This is a genomic window from Bradyrhizobium genosp. A, assembly GCF_049949275.1.
In the GTDB taxonomy this organism is placed as follows: domain Bacteria; phylum Pseudomonadota; class Alphaproteobacteria; order Rhizobiales; family Xanthobacteraceae; genus Bradyrhizobium.
Genome location: NZ_CP188196.1, coordinates 1714439 through 1736072, shown reverse-complemented (window position 1 = coordinate 1736072; position 21634 = coordinate 1714439). Strand labels below are relative to the sequence as shown.

At 62.6% G+C, this 21634-nt stretch carries 21 protein-coding genes and 1 tRNA gene; 13 read left to right on the top strand and 9 right to left on the bottom strand.

Annotation, left to right across the window (positions count from 1 at the left end; all coding sequences use genetic code 11):
• Positions 1-7 precede the first annotated feature (7 nt).
• Together ACP2YP_RS08130 and ACP2YP_RS08125 are read right to left on the bottom strand one after the other, a co-directional pair.
• Positions 8-1729, bottom strand: coding sequence for an AMP-binding protein (locus tag ACP2YP_RS08130; protein ID WP_426423522.1), 1722 nt, complete (start codon positions 1727-1729; stop codon positions 8-10).
• Positions 1730-1875: 146 nt separating this feature from the next.
• A complete protein-coding gene (locus tag ACP2YP_RS08125; RefSeq protein WP_426423520.1) occupies positions 1876-3558 on the bottom strand; it encodes a methyl-accepting chemotaxis protein in 1683 nt (560 codons plus the stop codon).
• A 307-nt stretch (positions 3559-3865) separates the two neighbouring features.
• Here ACP2YP_RS08125 and ACP2YP_RS08120 point away from each other — a divergent pair, with 307 nt between their 5' ends.
• The gene (locus ACP2YP_RS08120) at positions 3866-4420 is read left to right on the top strand and encodes a glycine-rich domain-containing protein (protein WP_426423519.1); all 555 of its coding nucleotides are present in this window, start codon (positions 3866-3868) and stop codon (positions 4418-4420) included.
• A gap of 4 nt (positions 4421-4424) precedes the next feature.
• A complete protein-coding gene (locus ACP2YP_RS08115; protein ID WP_426423517.1) occupies positions 4425-5249 on the top strand; it encodes a TIGR04222 domain-containing membrane protein in 825 nt (274 codons plus the stop codon).
• Positions 5250-5269: 20 nt separating this feature from the next.
• Here the strand turns inward: ACP2YP_RS08115 and ACP2YP_RS08110 are convergent, their stop codons facing one another.
• Both ACP2YP_RS08110 and ACP2YP_RS08105 read right to left on the bottom strand, forming a co-directional pair.
• Positions 5270-6199, bottom strand: coding sequence for a CobW family GTP-binding protein (locus tag ACP2YP_RS08110; RefSeq protein ID WP_426423516.1), 930 nt, complete (start codon positions 6197-6199; stop codon positions 5270-5272).
• A gap of 3 nt (positions 6200-6202) precedes the next feature.
• Positions 6203-7693, bottom strand: a complete 1491-nt coding sequence (locus ACP2YP_RS08105; RefSeq protein WP_426423515.1) for an amidohydrolase family protein — start codon at positions 7691-7693, stop codon at positions 6203-6205.
• A 226-nt stretch (positions 7694-7919) separates the two neighbouring features.
• On the opposite strand from ACP2YP_RS08105, the gene ACP2YP_RS08100 reads away from it, so the two are divergent.
• The 4 genes from ACP2YP_RS08100 to ACP2YP_RS08085 all read left to right on the top strand — a co-directional run bounded on the left by ACP2YP_RS08100 (position 7920) and on the right by ACP2YP_RS08085 (position 11189).
• Positions 7920-8801, top strand: coding sequence for a LysR family transcriptional regulator (locus ACP2YP_RS08100; RefSeq protein ID WP_426423514.1), 882 nt, complete (start codon positions 7920-7922; stop codon positions 8799-8801).
• 140 nt (positions 8802-8941) lie between these two features.
• A complete protein-coding gene (locus ACP2YP_RS08095; RefSeq protein WP_426423512.1) occupies positions 8942-9181 on the top strand; it encodes a hypothetical protein in 240 nt (79 codons plus the stop codon).
• Between the two features lie 147 nt (positions 9182-9328).
• Entirely contained in the window at positions 9329-10003 is a 675-nt protein-coding gene (locus tag ACP2YP_RS08090; RefSeq protein WP_426423511.1) for a peroxiredoxin-like family protein, read from the top strand.
• 85 nt (positions 10004-10088) lie between these two features.
• Entirely contained in the window at positions 10089-11189 is a 1101-nt protein-coding gene (locus ACP2YP_RS08085; protein WP_426423509.1) for an alkene reductase, read from the top strand.
• A gap of 21 nt (positions 11190-11210) precedes the next feature.
• Here ACP2YP_RS08085 and ACP2YP_RS08080 read toward each other — a convergent pair whose 3' ends face one another.
• A complete protein-coding gene (locus ACP2YP_RS08080) occupies positions 11211-12218 on the bottom strand; it encodes an AraC family transcriptional regulator (RefSeq protein ID WP_426423507.1) in 1008 nt (335 codons plus the stop codon).
• 131 nt (positions 12219-12349) lie between these two features.
• On the opposite strand from ACP2YP_RS08080, the gene ACP2YP_RS08075 reads away from it, so the two are divergent.
• Both ACP2YP_RS08075 and ACP2YP_RS08070 read left to right on the top strand, forming a co-directional pair.
• Positions 12350-12886: a carboxymuconolactone decarboxylase family protein gene (locus ACP2YP_RS08075; RefSeq protein WP_426423505.1), complete on the top strand. Its 537-nt coding sequence runs from the start codon at positions 12350-12352 to the stop codon at positions 12884-12886.
• Positions 12887-12937: 51 nt separating this feature from the next.
• Positions 12938-13441: a YkgB family protein gene (locus tag ACP2YP_RS08070; RefSeq protein ID WP_426426073.1), complete on the top strand. Its 504-nt coding sequence runs from the start codon at positions 12938-12940 to the stop codon at positions 13439-13441.
• 166 nt (positions 13442-13607) lie between these two features.
• Here ACP2YP_RS08070 and ACP2YP_RS08065 read toward each other — a convergent pair whose 3' ends face one another.
• Complete coding sequence (locus tag ACP2YP_RS08065; RefSeq protein ID WP_426423504.1) at positions 13608-14141, bottom strand: 2'-5' RNA ligase family protein; 534 nt, start codon at positions 14139-14141, stop codon at positions 13608-13610.
• 220 nt (positions 14142-14361) lie between these two features.
• On the opposite strand from ACP2YP_RS08065, the gene ACP2YP_RS08060 reads away from it, so the two are divergent.
• The 3 genes from ACP2YP_RS08060 to ACP2YP_RS08050 all read left to right on the top strand — a co-directional run bounded on the left by ACP2YP_RS08060 (position 14362) and on the right by ACP2YP_RS08050 (position 15991).
• A complete protein-coding gene (locus tag ACP2YP_RS08060; RefSeq protein WP_426423503.1) occupies positions 14362-14703 on the top strand; it encodes a hypothetical protein in 342 nt (113 codons plus the stop codon).
• Between the two features lie 363 nt (positions 14704-15066).
• Positions 15067-15537: an aminoacyl-tRNA deacylase gene (locus tag ACP2YP_RS08055; protein WP_426423501.1), complete on the top strand. Its 471-nt coding sequence runs from the start codon at positions 15067-15069 to the stop codon at positions 15535-15537.
• A 34-nt stretch (positions 15538-15571) separates the two neighbouring features.
• The gene (locus ACP2YP_RS08050; protein WP_426423500.1) at positions 15572-15991 is read left to right on the top strand and encodes a CBS domain-containing protein; all 420 of its coding nucleotides are present in this window, start codon (positions 15572-15574) and stop codon (positions 15989-15991) included.
• A 119-nt stretch (positions 15992-16110) separates the two neighbouring features.
• Here ACP2YP_RS08050 and ACP2YP_RS08045 read toward each other — a convergent pair whose 3' ends face one another.
• Positions 16111-18894 carry a UPF0182 family protein gene (locus ACP2YP_RS08045; RefSeq protein ID WP_426423498.1) on the bottom strand — a complete coding sequence of 928 codons (2784 nt, stop codon included), beginning with the start codon at positions 18892-18894 and terminating at the stop codon, positions 16111-16113.
• Between the two features lie 602 nt (positions 18895-19496).
• Positions 19497-19991 (bottom strand): HlyD family efflux transporter periplasmic adaptor subunit, encoded by a 495-nt coding sequence (locus ACP2YP_RS08040; protein WP_426423496.1) that lies wholly within the window; start codon positions 19989-19991, stop codon positions 19497-19499.
• A gap of 250 nt (positions 19992-20241) precedes the next feature.
• Here ACP2YP_RS08040 and ACP2YP_RS08035 point away from each other — a divergent pair, with 250 nt between their 5' ends.
• Together ACP2YP_RS08035 and ACP2YP_RS08030 are read left to right on the top strand one after the other, a co-directional pair.
• Entirely contained in the window at positions 20242-20790 is a 549-nt protein-coding gene (locus ACP2YP_RS08035) for a hypothetical protein (RefSeq protein WP_426423495.1), read from the top strand.
• Positions 20791-21102: 312 nt separating this feature from the next.
• A complete protein-coding gene (locus ACP2YP_RS08030; RefSeq protein WP_426423493.1) occupies positions 21103-21330 on the top strand; it encodes a hypothetical protein in 228 nt (75 codons plus the stop codon).
• Between the two features lie 65 nt (positions 21331-21395).
• Here ACP2YP_RS08030 and ACP2YP_RS08025 read toward each other — a convergent pair.
• Positions 21396-21472 (bottom strand) — tRNA-Met (locus ACP2YP_RS08025).
• Between the last annotated feature and the right edge of the window lie 162 nt (positions 21473-21634).

Genomic DNA, 21634 nt, shown 5'->3' with positions numbered 1-21634 from the left:
CTCTCACTCAGACTGCAGCAGGTTGGTTCGGATTTAAGTCCTGCTTCTTCACTTTGCCCGTGGCCGTTAAAGGCAGCGCGTCAATGATGCGCACCTCCGGGACCTTGTAGACGGCCATGCGCTCGGCGCACCAGGCGCGCAGATCGTCAGCGGAGATGGTGCCGACCGCCTCCGGCTTGAGCTGGATATAGGCCACCGGCACCTGCCCTTTTTCGGGGTCGTCGCGCCCGACCACGCCCGAGCCCAGCACCTTCGGGTGCAGCCCCAGCAGCGCCTCGATCTCCGGCGGAAACACGCTCATGCCCTTGACCTTCAGCATCTCCTTGCGGCGGCCAAGGAAGTGCAGAAAACCGTCCTTGTCGATCACGCCGATGTCGCCGGTGCGCAGCCAGCCGTCGATCAGCGACTCCGCGGTCGCCTCGGGTTTGTTCCAATAGCTCTTGAGCAGCGACGGCGTCCGCACGCGGATCTCGCCCTCCGCGCCGAGCGGCAGCAATGCGCCGGTCTCGAAATCGGTGATCTTGAACTCGGCGCCGGGCACCGGCAGGCCGACAAAGATGGGTTGATTGTTGAGATCGAAATCGTCGTCCTGGAAACCGGCCGTAAAAGTGTTGGAGGTGTGGGTCTCCGTCATGCCCCAGGCCGCCTCCATCAGAATCGTGCCGGTGAGATCCTTCCAGCGCCTGCGATAGTCGGCGTTGAGCTTCTTGACGAACGAGACCACACGGACCTGCTTCAGCGACGACAGGTCGAACTCGCTCCAGCGCGGATGGTCCATCAGCTCGACCGCGCCATCGACCGGCATCGCCGTGATCGTGACCTTGTACTTGTCGATCGCGGCCATCGCGCCGACGGCGTCCCAGCGTGCCAGCAGGATCAGCGTTCCGCCGGAGAACAGCGGGAAGATCAGGCCGAAATTCTCGCCCGCAATCCAGAACTCCGGAAAGAATGACAGGAACACGCTGCTCTCATCAGAAAGCACCGAGATGCCGTAATTGGCAGCCGCCGTATAGACCATGTCGCGATGGGTATGGACGCAGCCTTTCGGCATGCCGGTGGTGCCGCCGGTATAGTTGAGCGCGGCGACCTCATCGAGGCCGGGCGGCGGCAGCGGCGACGGCGCGGGCATCGCAGCGAGCGCAGGGAGCAGGTCGGTCGCGCCATCGACAGCAATGCGCGGCGCGCGGATCGAATCGGGTGTCGGAAATGCGGGCGTTGCCGGCACGACATCGGCGAAGCTGGTGACGATGACCTCGCGCAGGCTCACCTCGCCCCGGACCTGCTCCACCACGGACATGAGCTGGTCCAACGCCACGATCAATTCGGCCCTGGTGTCGTTGAGCTCGTAGGACAATTCGAACGCACGCGACAGCGGGCTCACGGGAACATGGACCGCGCCGAGCTTCAGAATACCGAAGAACACGATGTGGAATTGCGGACAATTCGGCAGGAAGACGGCGACACGATCGCCTTTGCGCACGCCCTTCGCCTGCAACAGTGCCGCAAAGCGATCGCTCTGCTGGTCGAGATCGGCGTACGTGGTGACGTGACCGTAGAAGATCACCGCAGGCCGCGCCGGGCTCTGCTTCGCCCAGGCGCGCAGATATTCGGTCAACGGAACTTCGCCATGCAGGTAGTTCGGCGAACGCGGCATGCCCTTGGGCCAGGCCTTCTCCCACAGGCCATGCAAGGTGGCGAGGTAGTCCTGTTCGTTGAGGCCTGCACTCATGACGTCTTTCCCGTGTGGCTTTTTTGCGGGCACACGCGTGCCTTCGACATCGTTAGAGGTCGAGCACGGCAGAGGTCATGTCAAGCAAAACAGTTTTCCGCACTACGGCCGATGCCGTGGCGCGGAAAACGCGGAGCGCTCGCGCGTCAGGCCGCGCGCACGCCGGCAGCGAAGGCGCTGACCTCGTTCTCCAGCGATTGCAGCTTCTCGGTCAGGCGTCCGCTCGATTGCAGCACGAGGCCGGCGGCCTGGCCGGTTTCGGCCGTCGCATCGGTGACGCCGGAGATGTTTTGCGAGACCTGGTCGGTGCCGGAGGCCGCCTCCTGCACGCTGTGCGCAATGGCCTGCGTCGCGGCGCCCTGCTCTTCGACGGCGGCCGCGATCGACGAGGAGATCTCGTTGACCTCCATGATGGTGGCGCGGATGCTCTCGATGTTGCCGACAACCTGGTTGGTCTCGGCCTGGATCGCAGTGATCTGCGCGCCAATCTCGTCGGTCGCCTTCGCGGTCTGGCTCGCCAGCGACTTCACTTCGCTCGCGACCACGGCAAATCCCTTGCCCGCTTCACCGGCGCGCGCGGCCTCGATCGTGGCGTTGAGCGCGAGCAGATTGGTCTGCGAGGCGATCTGGTTGATGAGGTCGATGACCTCGCCGATCTTGTGAGCGGCCGCGGCAAGTCCCTGCACTGTATCGTTGGTGCGCTGACCGTCGGCGGCCGCCTTGTCGGCCACTGACGCGGCCTGCGCGACGCGCTGGCTGATCTCGGTGATCGAGGCCGACAGCTGGCTGGCGGCGGAGGCCACCGTCTGCACATTGCTCGAGGCCTGCTGGCAGGCGGTGGCGACGAAGCTCGCGCGATCGGTCGCCTTGTTGGCGGTCTCCGACATGCCCTGCGCTGCCTGCTGCATCGCGCGCGCCTCGTTGAACACGTCGCGGACGACGGCCTGCACGCTCGCCTCGAACCTGCCGGCGAGATCGGTCATGGTCTTGCGCTTCTCGTCGTCGGTGCGCTGCTTGGTTTCCTGCTGCTCGGCATGCATCCGGCCCACCGCCGACGCGTTGTCCTTGAACACCGCAAGCGCCTTGGCCAGCCCGCCGACCTCGTTGCTGAGGTTGGTGTAGGGCACCTCGAAGGCGCTGTCGCCGGCGGCGAGGCGCTCGGTCAGGTCAGTGATTTTCGCGAGCGGTCTGGTCACGCTGCGGCCGATCACGAAGGAGGCGCCGAGCACGAGCACGAACACCGCGAGGCACACCAGGCCGAACGTCATCGCATCCTGGCGGAAGACGGCGTCAACGTCGTCGAGATAGATTCCGGTGCCGACGATCCAGCCCCAGGGCGCAAAGCCCTTCACATAGGAAATCTTGGCAACCGGCTGCTCGAAGCCGGGCTTGGGCCAGAGGTAGCTGTAGAAGCCCGCGCCCTGTTTCCTGACAACGTCAACGAAGCCGACGAACAGCGCGTTGCCGGAGGGATCCTTCATCCCGGCGAGATCCTTGCCGTCAAGCTCGGGCTTGATCGGGTGCATGATCATCTTGGGGGTCATGTCGTTGAGCCAGAAATACTCGACCTTGTCGTAGCGGAGGCTCTTGATCTCGGCCATTGCGGCGGCCTGCGCCTGCTCGCGCGAGAGTTTTCCGTCGCTCTCGAGCTTCTGGTAATGCGCGAGGATGCCGTAGCCGACATCGACCATGTGCTGCGTCTTGGCCTGGCGGTCGGCGATCATCTGGCTGCGCAGGGTCGACAGCGCGATCGGTGCCAGCGTGATCATGCCGAGAAGGCCGATCCCGACAATGAGGACCAGCTTGAAACTGATGCGGGAGAAAATCATCGGTGCTCGCAAGAATTAGCGGGGCTGATATGCCAATTTATCCCGAGGGTCTTAGCAAAGCTTTAAGCATTCGGGTTCCCCGCACAGAAACCGGCCCGCTGATGCCTAGCGACCGTCTTTGCCGAGCGCGAGGTCGATGGTGTCGCGCAGTTTGCATGAGCGTGCTGGATCATGTCGCCACGCGCTGTCCCTGCGGCGCTACTGACATCTCCTTTAGATTGGGATAAGAATGTCATCATTCAATCCCTCGTAAAGCCCGGCCATCCTGTGCTATTCTCAGTGCATGGACGGTCATTCGGAGCTTTCGTTGCAACGGGCCCCGCTCAAGGTCGACCTTCAGTCCGGCGAGCCCGCATGGACACCGCCACGGCAGGAATTGTGGCAACGCATCGCGCAGCATGATTTCGAGCCCGATACGCAACTGAACTTTACCCATCGGCTCGCGCGCGATCACGGCTGGACGCTCGAGACTACGCGTGCGGCCATCGATGGCTATCGGCGCTTCTGCTTTCTGGCCGTCGTCTCGCCGACGCCGGTGACGCCAAGCGAGGTGGTCGACGAGGTCTGGCACCAGCACCTGATTTATTCGCGCGACTATTGGACGGTCTGGTGCGGTCAGGCGCTGCAGGCGCCGCTGCATCATGATCCCACGCCCGGCGGGCCTGAGGCCCAGACAGTCTATCGGCGGCAATATGCCGAAACCCTGGCTTTGCACGAACAATTCTTCGGACCACCGGCCCCCGAACTGTGGCCGGCAACGCATCTGCGCTTCGGACCTCCCCGCTACCATGTGACGGACCGCAGCAACTGGCTGATCGTTCCGAGACCCATGGCCTGGATCCGCCGTTTATCCAAAAGGTGAACCGATGGAATGGAATCCGTTCAACTGGACTGCCGGCCCTTTCCTCACCCTCTATCTGGCTCTCGCATTCTCCATCTTCGTGCTGGGCTTCCGCCTCAAATCGCAGATCGGCCCGGCCGCGCGAGCGACCGGCAAACTCGGCATCCTGGAATTGGCGTATCTGGCGGGCGGTGCACGACGGCTCGGTGATGCCGTGTTGCTCAGGCTCACGTCCGGACACGGCGCCACCATCGAGCCCAACGGTTACAAGATCACCGTCATTGACCAGTCGCCGCTGGCAACGCTGATCAGCCACCCGCCCCAGGTGCAATTCCAGGCCGGCATGACCCGGCAGCAGTTCCAGACGGCCATCGACCCGATCGTCGCGCGCATTCAGGACCTGCTGGAAAAGTCCGGTTATTGCCCGACCCGCGAACAGATGGCGTCATTCCGCCTGGAGGTCCTCCCCTTTGTCGCGCTTCTGATCGTGTTCGGCATCACCAAGGCCGTGATTGGCTCATCACGGCATCATCCAGTCGAATTCCTGATAGTCCTCATCGTGCTCACCGCATTCGCCGGCTTCCTGCTGGCGAAAGCGCCCCGGCGGACACGGGCCGGCACCGACATTCTAGAGACCTATCAGTCCTCGCATACGCGGGCTTCGCGCGCGCCGCGCGACCAGGAACTGCTTCTTGCTTTGGCGCTCACAGGTCCTGTGGTCCTCACGGGCACCGCCCATGCCTCTGTCTACAGTGCGTCGCAGACGATGAGCAGCGGAGGCGGTGGCGACGGCGGTGGTTGCGGGGGCGGTGGCGGCGGAGGTGGTGGCGGATGCGGCGGCTGCAGTTGAGCCGTCGGCCGCTGCGTGCCTCACCCTGCTGCGACACAAGCTTCCATGATTCCGTCGAGCTCAGCTTTCGATAGCACCCCGAGCTCGGCGATGAAGACGATCCGCGCCCGCGGCACGCCTTCAGTCGGTGGTTCGCCCGGCGCGAGCGTCGCGCGGCCGCCGGCGAACTGAAACACCATCAGGCGTCCGGGCTGCTCGAGCGTCTCGAACAGGCCTTTCGCGCGCGCAAGCTTCGGCGCCAGCTTGCCGATCGCCTGCTGCAAGCGCGGCAGCGAGAGCGGCCGATCGGAGGTCCAGCTCAGCGTCTCGAAGCGTTCTTCTGCCGGACGTCTCGGCCCCGGCTTGCGCGGTGCTAGCGCGCGATCGACGTTCGCGGGAAACAGCAGCGCTGCTGGAAGCTCGCCGTGCTTCGCATCGATCACCACGGCAGGCACACGCTGCGCGCGGATGGCCTCGCGCATCCGCGCCCCCGCGCCTTCGTCGGCCAGATCCAGCTTGCTCAACGCCACGATATCGGCGACGCGCAGCTGCGAGCGCTGCAGCGCATCATCGAGGGCAGAAGGCGGCGTTGCTGCGTCGATCACGCAAAGCACGGTTTCCAGCGGCGCCTCGCGCAGGATCACCGGGTCCATCAAATTGCGGACGATGTCGGCGGGATCGGCGACGCCGCTGGTTTCGATCACGATGTACTCTGGCTTCGGATCGCGCCGCAGCAGCGTCGAGAGCGTGCGCAACAGATCGCCTTCGAGCGAGCAGCAGATGCAGCCATTGGCAAGGCTGACCACGCCATCGCTCGCGCCCGCGATCAGCTCCGCATCGATGTTGATGGCGCCGAAATCATTGACGATTGCGGCAATCCGCCGTCCGTCCGCGTTTGCCAGCAGATGGTTGACGACCGTGGTCTTGCCCGCCCCCAAAAAGCCCGTCACCAGGAGAATGGGGACCGGCATGGATCAGCTCCCGACGACGGGACGGCGCACGGGCCGGCCGGGCCGCGCTGCGACGTCGAGCACGCCGTCAGTGATCAGCACCTCGCCGCTGACCACGAGATGACGGACGCCTTCGGACGGGCGGTTCATCGCGGTGAATGTCGCGCGGTCCGAGAGTCTTTCGTAGTCGAACACGACGATGTCGGCATCGGCGTCCTTCGCCAGCCGGCCCTTGGCGCGCATCGCGGGCGTGCTCTGTGACAGGATTTCAGCGGGGATCAGCGCGCATTTGCGCACGCCTTCGAGCAGCGACACGGTGTTGCGCTCGCGCACCCATTCGCGAATGAACTTCGTGAAGCAACCCGCCGAGCGCGGATGCGAGGTGGTGTCATCCGGCAGCGGCCAGGCATCTCCCTTGTAGGTGGTGCCATCCGGCAGCGTCCACGGCATCGCGTCGGATGCGATCGCGCCGCCGGGATAGAGCACCGACATGTCGAGGAGGTCGCGATGATGCGCATTGTTCTCGGTATCGAGAATGTGCCAGAGCACCAGCGAGGACGGCTCCTCCGCCTGTGCCTTGAGCAGCTCCTCGCGGTCGTGGAAGCGATAGCCGTCGGTCACGCGCTGCACGGAATCGTAGCCAGTGCCGTTGCGCTCGACGAACTGCGGATCGCTGAAGAAGGCCGCCGCCAGCACGGTCGAGCCGGTGCCGTAAGGGTAAGCCTCGACCGTGATGGGCAGGCCCTGCGCCTGCGCCTTCTCGATCAGCACGCGGCAGCGCTCGATGTCGGTCTTGCTCGACGAGTTGAAATGGCAGATGTGCATGTGGGCGCCGGTGGCGCCGGCATAGCCGATCAGGCGGATATAGGCCTCCGCCGCGCTTTCAGGGTCGATGCGCGACATGTAGGCGACGTGGGTGAAGGTCGGCACGTCCTGCTTGGCCGCGAGCTGGCAGACCGCGGTCAACTCCTGCACGCCGGCGCCCGGCGCATAGGCGTTCAAGATGCCGACGCCGATGCCGCCTTCGTTCAGGCCGCGCGCAAGGCGCTCGAGGATGCCGGCGACCTCCGCATCGCTCGCGACGTTGTCCATCCAGCGGCGGTCGCGCATGGCATTGCCGAACGCTTCCAGCGAGCTCTCCGCGTTGGAGCCCGTCATCGCGCCGATGCGCGCGAAGGCCCAGTTGGTGGCGGCGCCATAGTTCAGTACGCGGCCCTTCCTGGCCTGGCGCTCATACCAGGAGCCGACCGGCAGCACGCCGGCCTCGAGATCGAGCGTCGTCGTCACGCCGTCGAAGGCCTGCATGCGGTCGGCCGGGATCGACTGGCCATGGGCGTGCAAATCGATGAAGCCGGGCGCGACCACGAGCCCGGTCGCATCGATCACCCGCTCGGCGCCGCCGAGCGAGGAGCCGACCGCGGCGATCTTGCCGTCCACCACCGCCACGTCGCCAACGGCGTCCATTCCGCTCGCGGGATCCACCACCCGGCCGCCAGAGATCACCAAACCGCTCATATCGTCACACTCCTCCGCGCTGAGGCCGCATAGAGGCAGATTCCGGCAGCAACGACCACCTCCAATGAAGCCGATGCATTATGCTCGCACGGACTGGCGCTCGAGAGGATTTGGCGTGTTTTGCCCGACGGATCGCCCCGGCGTGGATGCCTCGAGCGATGGCCAATTCCCGCGTGGCATGGCAGGTAGGACGCCGGCAATATCGTTCATTCCCGCGGAGAATATGATGGACCGGCTGGCTGCGATGGAGACGTTCGTCCGGGTCGTCGAAACGGGCTCCTTCTCCGGAGCCGCCCGACAACTTCGGGTGGGGCAGCCCGCCGTCTCGAAGTCTGTCGCCCAGCTCGAGGAGTATCTCGGCGTCAAGCTGCTGACGCGGTCGACGCACGGCCTCACCCCAACGGAAGCCGGGCTCGGTTATCTCGAGCGCGCCAGGCGCGCGCTCGAGGAGGCAACCGAGGCCGAGCTCGCCGCACGCGGAGCGGGCGCCGGGCTGAAAGGCAGATTGCGAATCTGCGCTGCGGTGACCTTCGCCAGCATTCATCTCATTCCATTGTTGCCGAAGTTTTTGGCGCAGAATCCGGAGCTGGACCTGGAGGTCATCCTGGACGACCGCCAGATCGACCTCGTCCAGGAGGGCATCGATGTGGCTCTGCGCATGGGAAAGTTGACGGATTCGAGCCTGACCGCTCGCCGTATCGCACGATGCAAGCGTCTCGTGTTGGGTACGCCTGCCTACTTCGATCGGGCGGGGATGCCGTCGACGCCAAGTGAACTGAGCAAGCATCAGGCCGTCGTCTATCTCCAGGGAGAAGGCAGCGTCTGGTCATTTCGGCGCGAGAGCACCGAATTGGCTGTTCAGGTTCAAGGCAGATTACGGGTGACCGCTGCGGAAGGCGTGAGGGCTGCGGTGCTCGCCGATGCAGGCCTCACCATCGCCTCGGAGTGGATGTTCAGTCCCGAACTGCGATCGGGCATCGTGCGTGCGGTCCTGTCGGAATGGAGCTTGCCGGCGCTCGACCTGTGGGCGGTGCTTCCAACCGGTCGCGCCGCGACGGCCAAGGCGCGCGCGTTCGTGGCTTTCTTCGAGCGTACGTTCAACGCGTGACGGGCTGAGGTGACGCCGGTCACGGTGAGACGAACGAGCATGTCTTCGATCTCACGCGGCATTCAGCGTTTCGGATCGATGAGTACGGTGACACCCAACAGAGCTCGCTCATCCCGAGCCTCCACCCAAGGAGTGTCGCCATGTCCCGCAGATCGATCCTGAATCGCTTCATCCGGACCGTCGCCTCGACAGCCGTCTTCATCAGCCTGCTGTCGCCGGCACATGCGACCGCACGCCTCCCCTGGCCTGCGCCGGTCGGCCATCGGCAACCGCACCGGGCCGACGTCCCGCAATCGGAGGCCGTTTCGGCCTGGGAGCGCCAGCAACAGCGCTTCGACCAGGAGCTGGACCGCAGGCTGGTCATCTGCCGCGGCTGCTAGGCCTGCGCGATGCTTATTCCTTTCGGGAATAACCACTAGTCGGACGGTCCTGCTACCCCCGACCGCCCTCTCCTTTACCTTGCTGCCTGTGAGTTCAACCAGACGGGCGGCGCCGCCGCCCTCCACGCAGAGGCCAAGGAGAACGCCATGCCACTTCAAGCGAAGCTCGACGCTTTCAAAGCCGATTTCGAAGCCGGAAAGCCGCCCTATAATGTTCCTCACGCCGTCATCGAAATCATGCATCGCGCCACCGCCGAACTGGTCCAGTCGGGTGCCGCGCAGCGCGCCAAGAAGGCCGGCGATATCGCGCCGTCCTTCTCGCTGACGGATCCCGAAGGCAACATCGTCAACTCGGCGGATCTCTTGAAGCGCGGCCCGCTGGTGCTGAGCTTCTACCGCGGCGTCTGGTGCCCGTATTGTAACATGGAGCTGCAAGCGCTCGAAGCGGCGAAGCCGGAGTTCGACAAGTACGGCGCCTCGCTGATCGCGATCTCGCCGCAGACCGCCCCGAACAGCCGCAAATCGGTGCGCCAGAACAAGCTCTCCTTCCCGATCCTCTCGGATGCCAAGGGCAAGGTCGGCGCCGCGTTCGGACTGCGCTTCGACTTGCCCGACTATCTGGTCGAACTCTACAAGCAACTGAAGAACGATCTGCCGACGTTCAACGACGACCCGAGCTGGACGCTGCCGATGCCGGCCCGCTACGTCATCGGCCAGGACGGCGTGATCCTCTACTCGGAAGTGAACCCGGACTATACCCGCCGGCCCGAACCCGAAGACATGATTCCAGTTCTTCAGCGGACAGCGGCCGTCAAGGCATGACGGCGTACGAGGCGGCCGATGGGGCGCAAGCTTTAGCGACTATCGGCCGCCGTCTTTTCAAGCCTTGATCCCAAAGGAAGCCACGATGTCCAAGCTGTTCACGCCGACCACGGTCGGCCGCTATCGATTGTCCCATCGCGTCGTGATGGCGCCGTTGACGCGGATGCGCTCTGATCCCGGCGATGTTCCGAGCGAGCTGATGGTCGAGTATTACACCCAGCGCGCCTCCGACGGCGGCCTGATCATCTCCGAAGCCACCCCGGTCTCGATCCGCGGCAACGGCTATGCCGGCGCGCCCGGCATCTACTCGGATACCCAGATCGCCGGATGGCGGCGCATCACCGACGCGGTCCACGCCAGGGGTGGGCGCATCTTTCAGCAATTGTGGCATGTCGGCCGGCAGTCGCACGTCGATTTGCAGCCGAATGGCGAGGCGCCGGTTGCGCCGTCTGCCATTGCGGCCGAGGGCTATGCCTACACGAAGAACGGCGAAGCCCCGTTCTCGATGCCGCGCGCGCTCGAGCAGCATGAGATTCCTGATATCATCGAAGAATTTCGCGCCGGCGCCGGGCGCGCGTTGCGTGCCGGTTTCGACGGCGTCGAGATTCACGGCGCCAACGGCTACCTGCCCGATCAATTCCTGCAGGACGGCACCAACAAGCGCACGGACGCGTATGGCGGCAGCATCGAAAATCGCGCGCGGTTCATGCTCGAAGTGACACAGGCCGCGATCTCGGTTTGGGGTGCCGATCGTGTTGGCGTGCGCATCGCGCCGAGCGGCAGTTACGGATCGATGTCGGACAGCGACCCGGCGGCGACGTTCGGCTATGTGACGACAGAGCTTGACCGTCTGGGCATCGCCTATCTGCATGTGGTCGAGCCGCGTATCAAGGGCATCGAGGAGATCGCGAAGGGCCAGGCGCCGGTGGCAGCCCAGCATCTGCGGCCGAAATTTTCGCGGACCTTGATCGCGGCCGGCGGCTTCGCGCCGGACTCGGCGGAAGCCATCGTCGCGGCGGGAGACGCTGATCTCGTCGCATTCGGCCGTCACTTCATCTCCAACCCGGATCTGCCAGCGCGGCTGCGGCATCGCCTCCCGCTCAACCGCTACGACCGGTCGACCTTCTACGGCGGGGATGCGCGCGGCTACACCGACTACCCGGCCGCCGAAGTCGCGCCGGCTTGATCGGCAACTCATCTCGAATCTCTAGGCCAGCGAGGGCGCATCGCCGCCTTTCGCTGGCCGCGCGTCCGTCGCGGCCGGCCTTGCGAAGATGTCCTGACCGGGCGGCTCCTCCATCTTGCGCCACTGTGCCGGCGTGATGCCCATGTGGCTCTTGAAGGCGCGCTGGAATGCCGCTTCGGATTGATAGCCGACAGCTTCCGCCACGGCGCCGGTCGACAGCGAAGAGTTTTTCAGCTCGTTCGCCGCGAGCGTCATCCGGATATCGGTCAGGAGATCTGCGGCCGAGCGCCCGAGCTTCTCCTGGAATTGCCGCACGAGCGTGGCGCGCGACATGCCGCACAACCGCGCCAGCTCGGGCAGCGACCATGCGCGCGCCGGTTCGTTGAATAGAGCGGCCATCGCCGGTGCAAGGCGCGGGTGACCGGCCAGGGCAAGCAGGCCGCGCGGCGCGTCGTCGGTCAGGCTGGCGAGCCGTAGCACCAGCGCGAACATCGCGCTCGACAGTGCGTTCAGCATGGCGCGACCACCGAGACGATCGTCCGCGGACTCGCCCCGCATCAGCGCGACAAGCCCGGCGAGTTGCCCCGCCGCGTCCGTCTCGCCGGCGTCAGCGCCGGCATGCACGACGAGGCGCGGCGGCAAATAGCTGCGCAGCAGGCGGTCATGCGGGGGCGCGATGGCGAAGTGTCCGCACAACAGATCGAGCCGTTCCCCCGAGCCGGGATTTTCGCTGATCGTGAAATTGAGCGACGCGCGGTTGCGTGCCGGCAGCGGCGCGGCTCCGCTGCCGTCGTGCATGACGTGTCTGGGATTGCCGGGGAGCAGCAGGATATCACCGGATTTCAGCAGCAACGGCCGGCCTCCTGCCGGATCGTCCAGTGTCGCCGAGCCGGCCAGCACGGCGTGATAGGGAATTTCGTTTGACTTGCCCGGTCCCTGGTCGATGCGCCACGGCGCGCCGTAGGAGCAGCGCAGGTCGAGCCGCCCGCGCACGGACATCATCTCGAACAGCCGGCTCAGCCAATCCATTGCGGTCTCCTGACACGCTCATTCCGAGACGTTTGAGCATATATTCGAGATTTATAAACATTAAAAGTATCAGAGCGGCGCCCTATTGTCACCCTGCAAACGTTCACCAACCCCAACAAGGAGTGCCAACAATGTCCCGTCTTTCCGTTCCCAGTCTCGAAACCGCAACCGGCGCGACCGCTGAAATCTATGGCCAGATCAAGAAGACGATCGGCAGCGTGCCGAACACCTTTGCCGCGATCGGCGCCCATGGACCGGACGCGCTCAAGGCTGTCCTGCTCGCCGACAGCGTGCTCGCCGCAGGTTCGCTCTCGAAGCGTGACCAGGAAACCATCAAGCTCATCATCTCCGAGGTCGCGGGTTGCGACTACTGCGTCGCCGCGCACAGCCTGCTCGGCAAGCTCGCGGGCCTGAAGCCCGAAGAGTTGAAGAACATCCGCGAGCGCCGCGCGACCGGCGATGAGAAGCGCGATGCGCTGATCCGCTTCGTCCGCAAGCTCGCGCAGACCAGCGGCACCGTCAGCAACGAGGAGTTCGCCGCTATCAAGGCTGCGGGCTACACCGACAAGCAGCTGGTGGAGATCAGCCTGGCGTTCGCGACCACCGTCTTCACCAATGTGTTCAACCGCATCAACGACACCGAGATCGACTTCCCCGCGGTCGTGTGAAGCGACGCGCCAGGTCCGATCATCCATGAAAGGATTACGACCATGACGGCAATGACCAACACCAACATCACGCAAAATGCGTTTGTCCGCGCGCTGCAAAACTCCGGCCTGCTTGCGGATGATCTCGACTACCACCTCGTCCGGGCCTCGATGGTGATCATGTTTCTCTTCTTCGGCTATCAGAAGTGGTTTCCGTACGAGTTCGAGCGACTGGTCCCGTTCATCAGCAACGGGCCGCTGATCTGGTGGCTCTATCCCGTCTTCGGCCACGCCGGCGCCAGCTATTTCCTCGGCACCTCGGAGTGGACGTTCGGGACCCTGCTGCTCGCGGGCTTCTGGGACAAGCGGCTCGGCGTGCTCGGTGCCCTCGGCTCGACCGGCACCTTCATCGCGACGGTCACGATCATTCCGTTCATGCCGGAGGGCTGGGATGTCGCCGCGGGAGGCTTCCCCGCGATGACGGGAAACGTGCCCTTCCTGATGAAGGACGTCGTTCTGCTGGCGGTGTCGTTCTATCTGCTGAGGCAGGATGTGGTTCGGCTGATCCGGCGGTAAGGATTGGGATCGGCATATGAAACCTCCGGGCCCAAGGCCCGGAGGTCGCAGATTGAATAGACCGTTCGCCACGGCGTTCTCCGCTGCGGCGAATTCCGAGCCGATCCACTTCACCTCAGTCGCGACAGGAGATCAAATGGCGCGCCATTCATGAAGCGATCACCGACTACGGCGCCAATCTCCGCTCGGAGATGACCCTCACCGGTGGAAACACAACACAATCAACCACGTCGAACATCACTTCGATGCTGCGATCGAACGTCCGTGCAAAGGCAATGGCATCATTGCGCCGCTCATCTGCGATGCCAGTGCCGAGCGTACAGTGCGGCGTCCACGCGCCGGGCCGATAATGAGGACGACAATGCGCAGGATCGATTGCCACGCTGACAGCGCCATGAACGCGAGCCAGGGCCTCGTCGACCACTGGCTCCGCCCAGAGGACAAGCGGAGAACCTTCGAACCAGCGAATACGCTTGAATTCGATGCGCAACTGCGTTTCGCCGGCCGCAGCTGCCAGCATAGCGTCCCATGCAGCCTTTTCGTCGATCGCGGGCCCATCGTAGATCGCAAATGTAAAATGCGGACGGTAGCCAAGCGCACGCATCGACGCCTTGGCCTCGAACGCGCTGACCTGATCCCACAGCCGCTCGATCTCGTCCGCTGAACTGTTGTCGGCTCGGATGTTGATCGCCAATGCCACAGGCTCACCCCGCGGGTGGAACAATCAAATCGGGATCGAGACGGGAGAATAGCTTCGAAAAAATGGCGTGCCAATCAGAATAAAACCGCGAACTCTTGTGTGATTGAAATTCCAATGGTGTTCGGCCAGGTTCGAAGCGCAGTCCGACGAAGGGCTGATGCTGGATGCAATGCGAAGGTCGCAATTTGCAATACTCCTGATTGAGCAGCGTCACGATGCGGTGGGCCTGATCGCCACCGACATTCTCCGCAACTCGAAAGTATGGCTGCTCGACGTCGGGATTGAGAGTTCGATCGACGACGGCGAATTGATTGCCACCAGGCTGCTCACGCCCGGCCCGTTCTCGATGACGGCCGGCGTCATGGTCCCGTTCGAGATCGAAATGCTCGAGCCGATTTGCATGCTGCTGCCGCAGCGCGTGGGAAACAGCAAGTTGAGCCGAGTAGCGGACGACAGGCGCTTCGCCGAAGCTGTCTACAAGGTGGCGCTTGCGGACGGCGTCATGGATCGCGTCGGCTATCTCGATCTTGCAGGGGCTAGGGAGGATCGCGGACACGGTTGAATTCGGCGACCTTGGCGCCAGCCGCCGCAATCTGGAGGCGACGCGGTTTCATTCCCTCAAAGGACGATTCGCTCGTGAAGTGAGCCATCGTACGATGTCGTGGAATGGTCCTGCTTTGGCGCGCCACCCAGAACGACGCCGCGAACTCTTATATAATTGAAATTGCTATATGATTTCGACAGAAATATCCCACCCCCCCCCCCACGGGATCCTCGCATATGCTCATTGACGATGACGAATTGCACCTTGCGGGTGGGAGGCCTATGTTGAGCGTCTAACCACGCAGCCGCTCATCGTACGGCGAGATTCTGCAGGGGACAACCTCACGGTGGATGGTTTGCATTTTGCGCCGGAGGTTACGTCATGGCCATTGCTCCCACACTCCAGAAATATCTAGCCGCTGAAAACATCCAATACGAAGTGATTCCGCACGAACTCAGCATGACCTCCACTCACACGGCGGAGGCATGCCACATCTCGGGTGATCGCCTCGCCAAGGGCATCGTGTTGCGGCGTGACGACGGATACATGCTGGCAATCCTGCCCGCATCGCACCATCTCCGCCCGTCGGAACTGAGGACAATACTCGGTGACAATGTCCATATCGCCAGCGAAACCGAGATCGGGAAGCTGTTCCGCGACTGTGCGCACGGTGCAGTTCCCGTCGTCGGCAAGTGCTACGGGCTGGATACCATCGTCGACGACAGCATCGAGGCGCAGCCGGACGTCTATATGGAAGCCGGCGATCACGCGACGCTGCTTCATATGGGCCATACGCAGTTTGCGCGCCTGACGGCCAACGCATTGCACGGGCGCTTCAGCGCGCACGATTAAGGATGCATCTGAAACCCTGGAACGGAGGTTCGCCATGAAAGTCAAAGACGTGATGCACAAGGGCGTCGACTGGGTCAGCCCCAACACCCCAATCACCGAACTTGCGAAACTGATGCGGGGGCATGACATCGGCTGCATTCCGATCGGCGAGGACGACAAACTAATCGGGATGGTGACCGACCGCGACATCGTCTGCAAAGGACTCGCAAGCAACGGCTTCGATGCCGGCCGCGCGACGGCGCGCGATGTGATGACCGAAGGCATCCATTGTTGCCGGGAGGACGATGACCTCGCCAAGGCGATGCATCACATGGAGAAGTTGCAGGTCCGCAGGCTGCCGGTGATCAACAAGAGCAAGCGGATGGTCGGCATCATCAGCCTGGGCGACCTCGGGCGTTCCGCGTCGGGTGATTTGCTGACCGAGACCGTGAGGAGTGTTTCGGCGCATCACTGAAATCCGGCCAGAGCGTCGAAAGCGGCGGCCTGACACCTTGCGTCGGTGCAAACGCAAGACGATGTCGGCGCGCGTCTCTTTGCCGATGCCGTCCAGACTTTGGGAGTGGTGGCGCTGGACTAATGGCCGGTGGAGCGTCGGTTCATTTCCTCCAGGAGCTCGCGCATTGCATCGAACTGCGTGCCAAAGCCTTTCCAGTCGCCGGACCGCAATCGTTCAACGGCCTGATTGTAGCGATCGAGCGCCTCCCTTGCCTGACCTGTCGACGGGCCTGTGACAGGCATTTCCTCAATCGCGATCGAGACCGGCCGCGCCCCGCCAGGCTCGATGAACAGCGCGGACAAGGCCTCGCCGAGCGTCTCCTTCATCACCACATGTTCGCCGTAGGCTGCGATCACACGTTTCAGTTCCGGCAAGTGTCCGTGCTCCGCCCGCAAATAGAGCGGCGATACATACAGGATCGAGTTTTCGATCGGGATCACAAGCAGGTTCGCGCCGCGTATCACCCGCGAGCCCATCTGATTCCACAGCGTGAGTTGTTGCGATATCTCCGTATTTTGATTGATCCGCGCCTCGATCTGAAACGGCCCATAGACGAGCTTCTCCTTTGGGAATTCGTACACGATGAGCTTGCCGTAGTCGGGCGCGTCGCAACGCGCAGCCAGCCACGCAATCATGTTGTCGCGGCGGCTCGGTGCCATGGGAACCATGAGGAAGAACTCGGCCTGTGGCTCGCCGGGCAGCCGCATGACGATATAATAGGGGTTCATCACCGAGACGCCGCCACCGCCCGGCTGGCGCGGGAACTGCCAGAGATCCTCGCGGTTGTAGAAAACGTCCGCGGCCTCCATGTGGTAGGTCTGGTACAGCCGCGCCTGAATCAGGAACAAATCCTCCGGATATCGAATGTGCTTCTGCAGGTCCAGCGGCATCGCTGCGAACGGCTTGAACAAGCTCGGAAAGATGCGCCCGTAGGTCGCGGCAATCGGGTCACTGGGATCCATCAGATAGAAGTCGACGGTCCCATGATAGGCATCGACGACGACCTTCACCGAATTGCGAATGTAATTGAGATCGAAATCCTGCGCGGGCGGCGCCGACGGGAAATAGGGACTCGTCGTATAGGCGTCCTGCATCCAGAACATCCGCCCATGGCCGATCACCAGATAGGGATCATGATCAAGCCTGAGAAATGGCGCGATCGTGGGCACTCGTTCCTGGATATTGCGCCGGATCATAATTCGGCTGTCCGGCGTAATGTAGTTCGAGAGCAGCAGATTCGGGTCGTTGAAGTAGAAGGCGAACAGCATCCTCCACACCACTGCACCGACCGGAACGCCTCCGGCGCCGTCATAGTCCGCATAGGCGTTGTCTTTTCCCTTCGGATAATCAAACTCCGGCGTGCTCCCCTTGACGATGACGTAGTTGTCGCTCTCTTCGCCGTAATATATGCGCGGCTCGTGGATTTCCGGGCCTCCATCCGCAACGGGAGGAATATCCCGCAAATAGAACAGCGGCAGTCCTTCAGTGCTTTTGCGGGTGACCGGGCTCATTACCGCGCCGTTGCCGTGAGTAAACAGCACGTGGCGGTTCACCCATGTCTGGGCGTTCGGCGGCAACAGCGAGGATCGCAGTTCGCGTGCCGAGAGCATCACGCTTTGGTAGGAGCCATCGAGCCAGTAGCGATCAACGTCGAGATCATGGAATTTGTAGTAGGTGCGAATCTCTTGCAGTTGAGCATAGGTGTCCGACAAGGGCAGCCAGTCCCACAGCCTGATATTGTCGATTGTGGCCTTGTTGGCCTCGAGCGTCTTGAAGGTAAGCTTCTGTTCGGCGGCAAAGGGCCTAGCTGCGATCTTATCGAGATTGTATGCCTGCCGGGTGAGCGCGATGTTGCGTTCGATGTAGGGCTTCTCCAGCTCCAGCTCGCTTGGTTTGACGAAGAATTGCCGGAACAGCACCGGGACCATGCCGGACAACACGAAGGTGCCGACGCCGACGAGCACGATCGCCGCGGCCGGAAGCCGGTAGGTGCGAACTCGCAAATTCACCAGCGCGGCGAGCGCCGCGATGATCGAAAGTCCGATCATCAGCCACAAGGCCGGCAGCCCCACATGGACATCGGTGTAACTCGCGCCGACGACCACACCGTTGTCGCCGTAGAGCAGCAGATAGCGATCGAGACCAAAGGACCAGGCCTTCGCCGCGAAGAGAAGACCGAGCAGCGCCGAGCCGTGAGCAATCACCGTCGGCGACATTGATCGGTGATGAATGTCGTACTCGATATCGCCGTGCACCCAGTAGATCGCCGCGGCGAAAAGCGCGCTCAGAACGATCGTGAGCATCATCCAGTTCTTGATGAGGATATAGGCGGGCAGCGAGAAGAGATAGAAGCCGATGTCCTTGTTGTAGAGCGGATCGTCTGCGCCATATGGCACCTGATAGACAAATTGCAGGAAGACGCCCCAGTTGCTGACTTCTGCCGAGGCGACAAGCAGCGCGAGCAAGGCTGCGCCGCCTGCAATCATCCAGGGCCACGGCAGTCGATCGCGCACGAGCGCAAGCTGATCCGGCGGCGCGTTGCCCGCGGCTCGCCACCCGGAAGCGGCGACAGGTTGTGTCGACGGCCGTCGAGCAAAACGCACCGCGAACCATCCGTTCAACCAAAGGAAGACGGCGGTCCCCGTCCAGACCGCAAAAAGCACGGCAGCTTTAGCGCCGATTGTTGTCCAGAAAACCTGCAGATAACCGATCGAGGAAAACCACAGCCAGTCGACCAGGATGTCGCTCGCGAGCCAGAGCAGAATCAGGCAAATCCCACCGACAACGGCCGCAATGATGAACCCGACCGAGGCACTTTGCCTTGGTCGCTTCCGTTCGGGTCCGGTAATCCCGATCGTCATGGTTTGATCATAGCGGAAATGAGGGACGCCCGCCGCTTGATTCGTGGTCGGGACTCCGCCTCTAGGTGGGCGACGCAGGTGCTGGAAAACCGCGTCGCTGGGATCGCGACGCAGCGCAAAATGGCAATTCGAGCGGGCGCAACGCGGCTGATACAGCGGCCGCCATCAGTCAATCATCGAGCGGCGTGGCGCTCCCGAAGCGGAGCCATATCGTACGATGTCGTGGAATAGCGCAAAAATGGCGCGCGAGAATAAAACTGCGAACTCGTACATCATTGAAATTTCTGTGTAATTTTGGAGCGCCGATCCACTCGGCGTACGCGTAGGGTTCATCCGGCCAGGGGATTAGGCCGGGCGATCGAGCTCTTCGGCATCCAGCGTGGTCGCGTGGGGGAAAGTTTTTGCGCAACTGACCCAGCCAGCCGTTCTCGCGGCATTCGAAAGCCAAGTTCTGGGGCCATTGGCGCATTGCCCAGACGCTGGGACCGAGGTTGCCGAACGATGGCGCCATCGTGTTTGCCACGTGAGCGGCGGGTACGCGCGCGCAAGCGATACGCGGCCGCGATCCGTCCTTGACGATGGAAGCCACGAACGCTTCGTCTTCACCTTTCCTTGAAGGCTTCGGAAGTCGTCTCGACGAGGGGGGAGAACAAATATTCCAGAATGCGCCTGCTGCCCGTGGTGATTTCAACGTTGATCGCCATGCCAGGCGTGAGCGGCACGGCCTCGCCGTCGATCGTCATCGTCGTTCGGTCGGGCACCAGTTTCACGGGGAAGACGAGATTCTGAACGCGTTGGGCCCCTGCGAAGCTCTTGATTGAACGGTTGGACCTTGTCGGATCGCCCTCCGTCGCCTGGGCGTCGGGTTCAGGAATGGCGTCGAGTGCAACGTGATCGATCGTTGCCAAAATGGTGCCGTAACGGAGGAATGGAAAAGCCTCCAGCTTGATCACGGCCTTCTGGCCCGGCTTGACGAAGGCGACGTCCTTGTTGGCCAGATAGGCCTCGATTTCAAGCTTGGCGTCACGCGGCACGATGCGCATGACGGGCTCGCCGCTACTCAAGACTTGCCCGACCGTCGTGACGGAAAGCTCCATGACCTCCCTAGGGGGGAATCGAACCCCTGTTTCAGCCTTGAGAGGGCTGGAATGGTTCTTCCTTTAGCTTTCGCGTCAGTTCGCCATAATATCGTTTTATAACTTAGATGGAGATCGTTCGTCGTTGTTCGGTCTCGTAACGTGAATGCTTATTCGACGGATATTCGACGTCTTCTGGAGGGGGCTGCAATGGCGAAAAGACTTATTGAGGCTCAGCTCACGACCGCCAAGGCGCGCTCGAGGCTGGATTTTGGCGTGCATTGGCAGCCGTCTCGACGCTGAGGCGCACCTTGGCTATCGCAAGGGCAAGCGCAGCGGCGCTTGGTTCGTGCGCTGGCGCAATCACCATGACGGGGCCAACTACAAGCAGGCTCCAATCGGCGTCGCCAACGATCTCAACGACAAGTTTGCGGAAGGAACGCTGACTTTCGAGCAGGCGGTGACGCAGGCGCGGGAACACGTCACGCCTTTTCGTGAGAAAGTGCGTTGCTCCTATCCGATACTTCATCGCGCCGAACGGATGCTCGGCTGTCTGACGGCGGACACCCATTGCATTGGGATCGTGGTCAAGCCAATTCTGAACTTCCTCCAGAACGGCCTCGTGCCCCTAGCGCGAGATGCGACGCAGATCCTATTTCACATTGCGGTGACAAACCATCAAGTCGGAACTGTACCTCAGCCCGGCCGCTTCGGCGCCGTCGCGCCGGTCACCGTTGGTGAAACTCAATGCAACGCTGGACCTGTCCAATATCATGAACCGGGACAACATATCCGAGCGTTGAACCTAATCACCAACTGAGAGCCTGTCGCACATCATCGCTCCCGAAAAGAGCTCCACGACTGGACCTGTCGTGGAGTTCAAGTGCAGGGAGGAACGCCCGGTGGTCAACAGCGGAAAGCATCCCGCTGGTTATCTCGACGGGACGGATGCGGCCCGCAGAGATCGTGACGAGCTGCAATGCGTTTCCACAGTGCGTTCGGTATGCGAGGAGTGGCCATCTCATCGCCATTGGCACACGACCGTGAAAATGGAGTCGGCAATGATCGTTGAATGTTTGTTTGACGGTGGAGTGCGCCTGACGGACCTATTCGATTTCCGCAGATCAAACTGGTGCTGAAGGGCAAGACCGACACCGCCTCTCTCTCGGCGAGGCGGATAAGCTTTGTCGATGCGGAAAATGCACTCGTCCCCATCGACCTCGTTCCTTCGCTCCCCGGTCGTCCAGCGGACGAGGCGTGGGAGCACGGCTACACTGAAATGGTCGCGAAAGCTCGTGAGCACGGTCGGATCGACGCAAGCGCGAACGCCATCCGCGGTCATGTCGAAAGAGAATGCTGAATATGCGGATCGACTTGCGCGCAAGTCGTAGTTGCTTCGTAGCTTGGCGTACAAAATCGTACGATTGGTAGCGGGAGAGGGACTCGAACCCCCGACCCCAGGATTATGATTCCCGTGCTCTAACCAGCTGAGCTACCCCGCCACAGGGCTCGCGGGGGCCGAATATGGCCGATCTCGCGAACGCGCGGCATATAAGGAAGGGGGCGGCGGGCTGTCAATCCGCGTTTGCTTCCGCTGTCGCGAAAGCTTCCGCCTACACCTAAGGTTTCCGCCTTCGCCAAATGGCTTCGGCGGGACAAGTCGG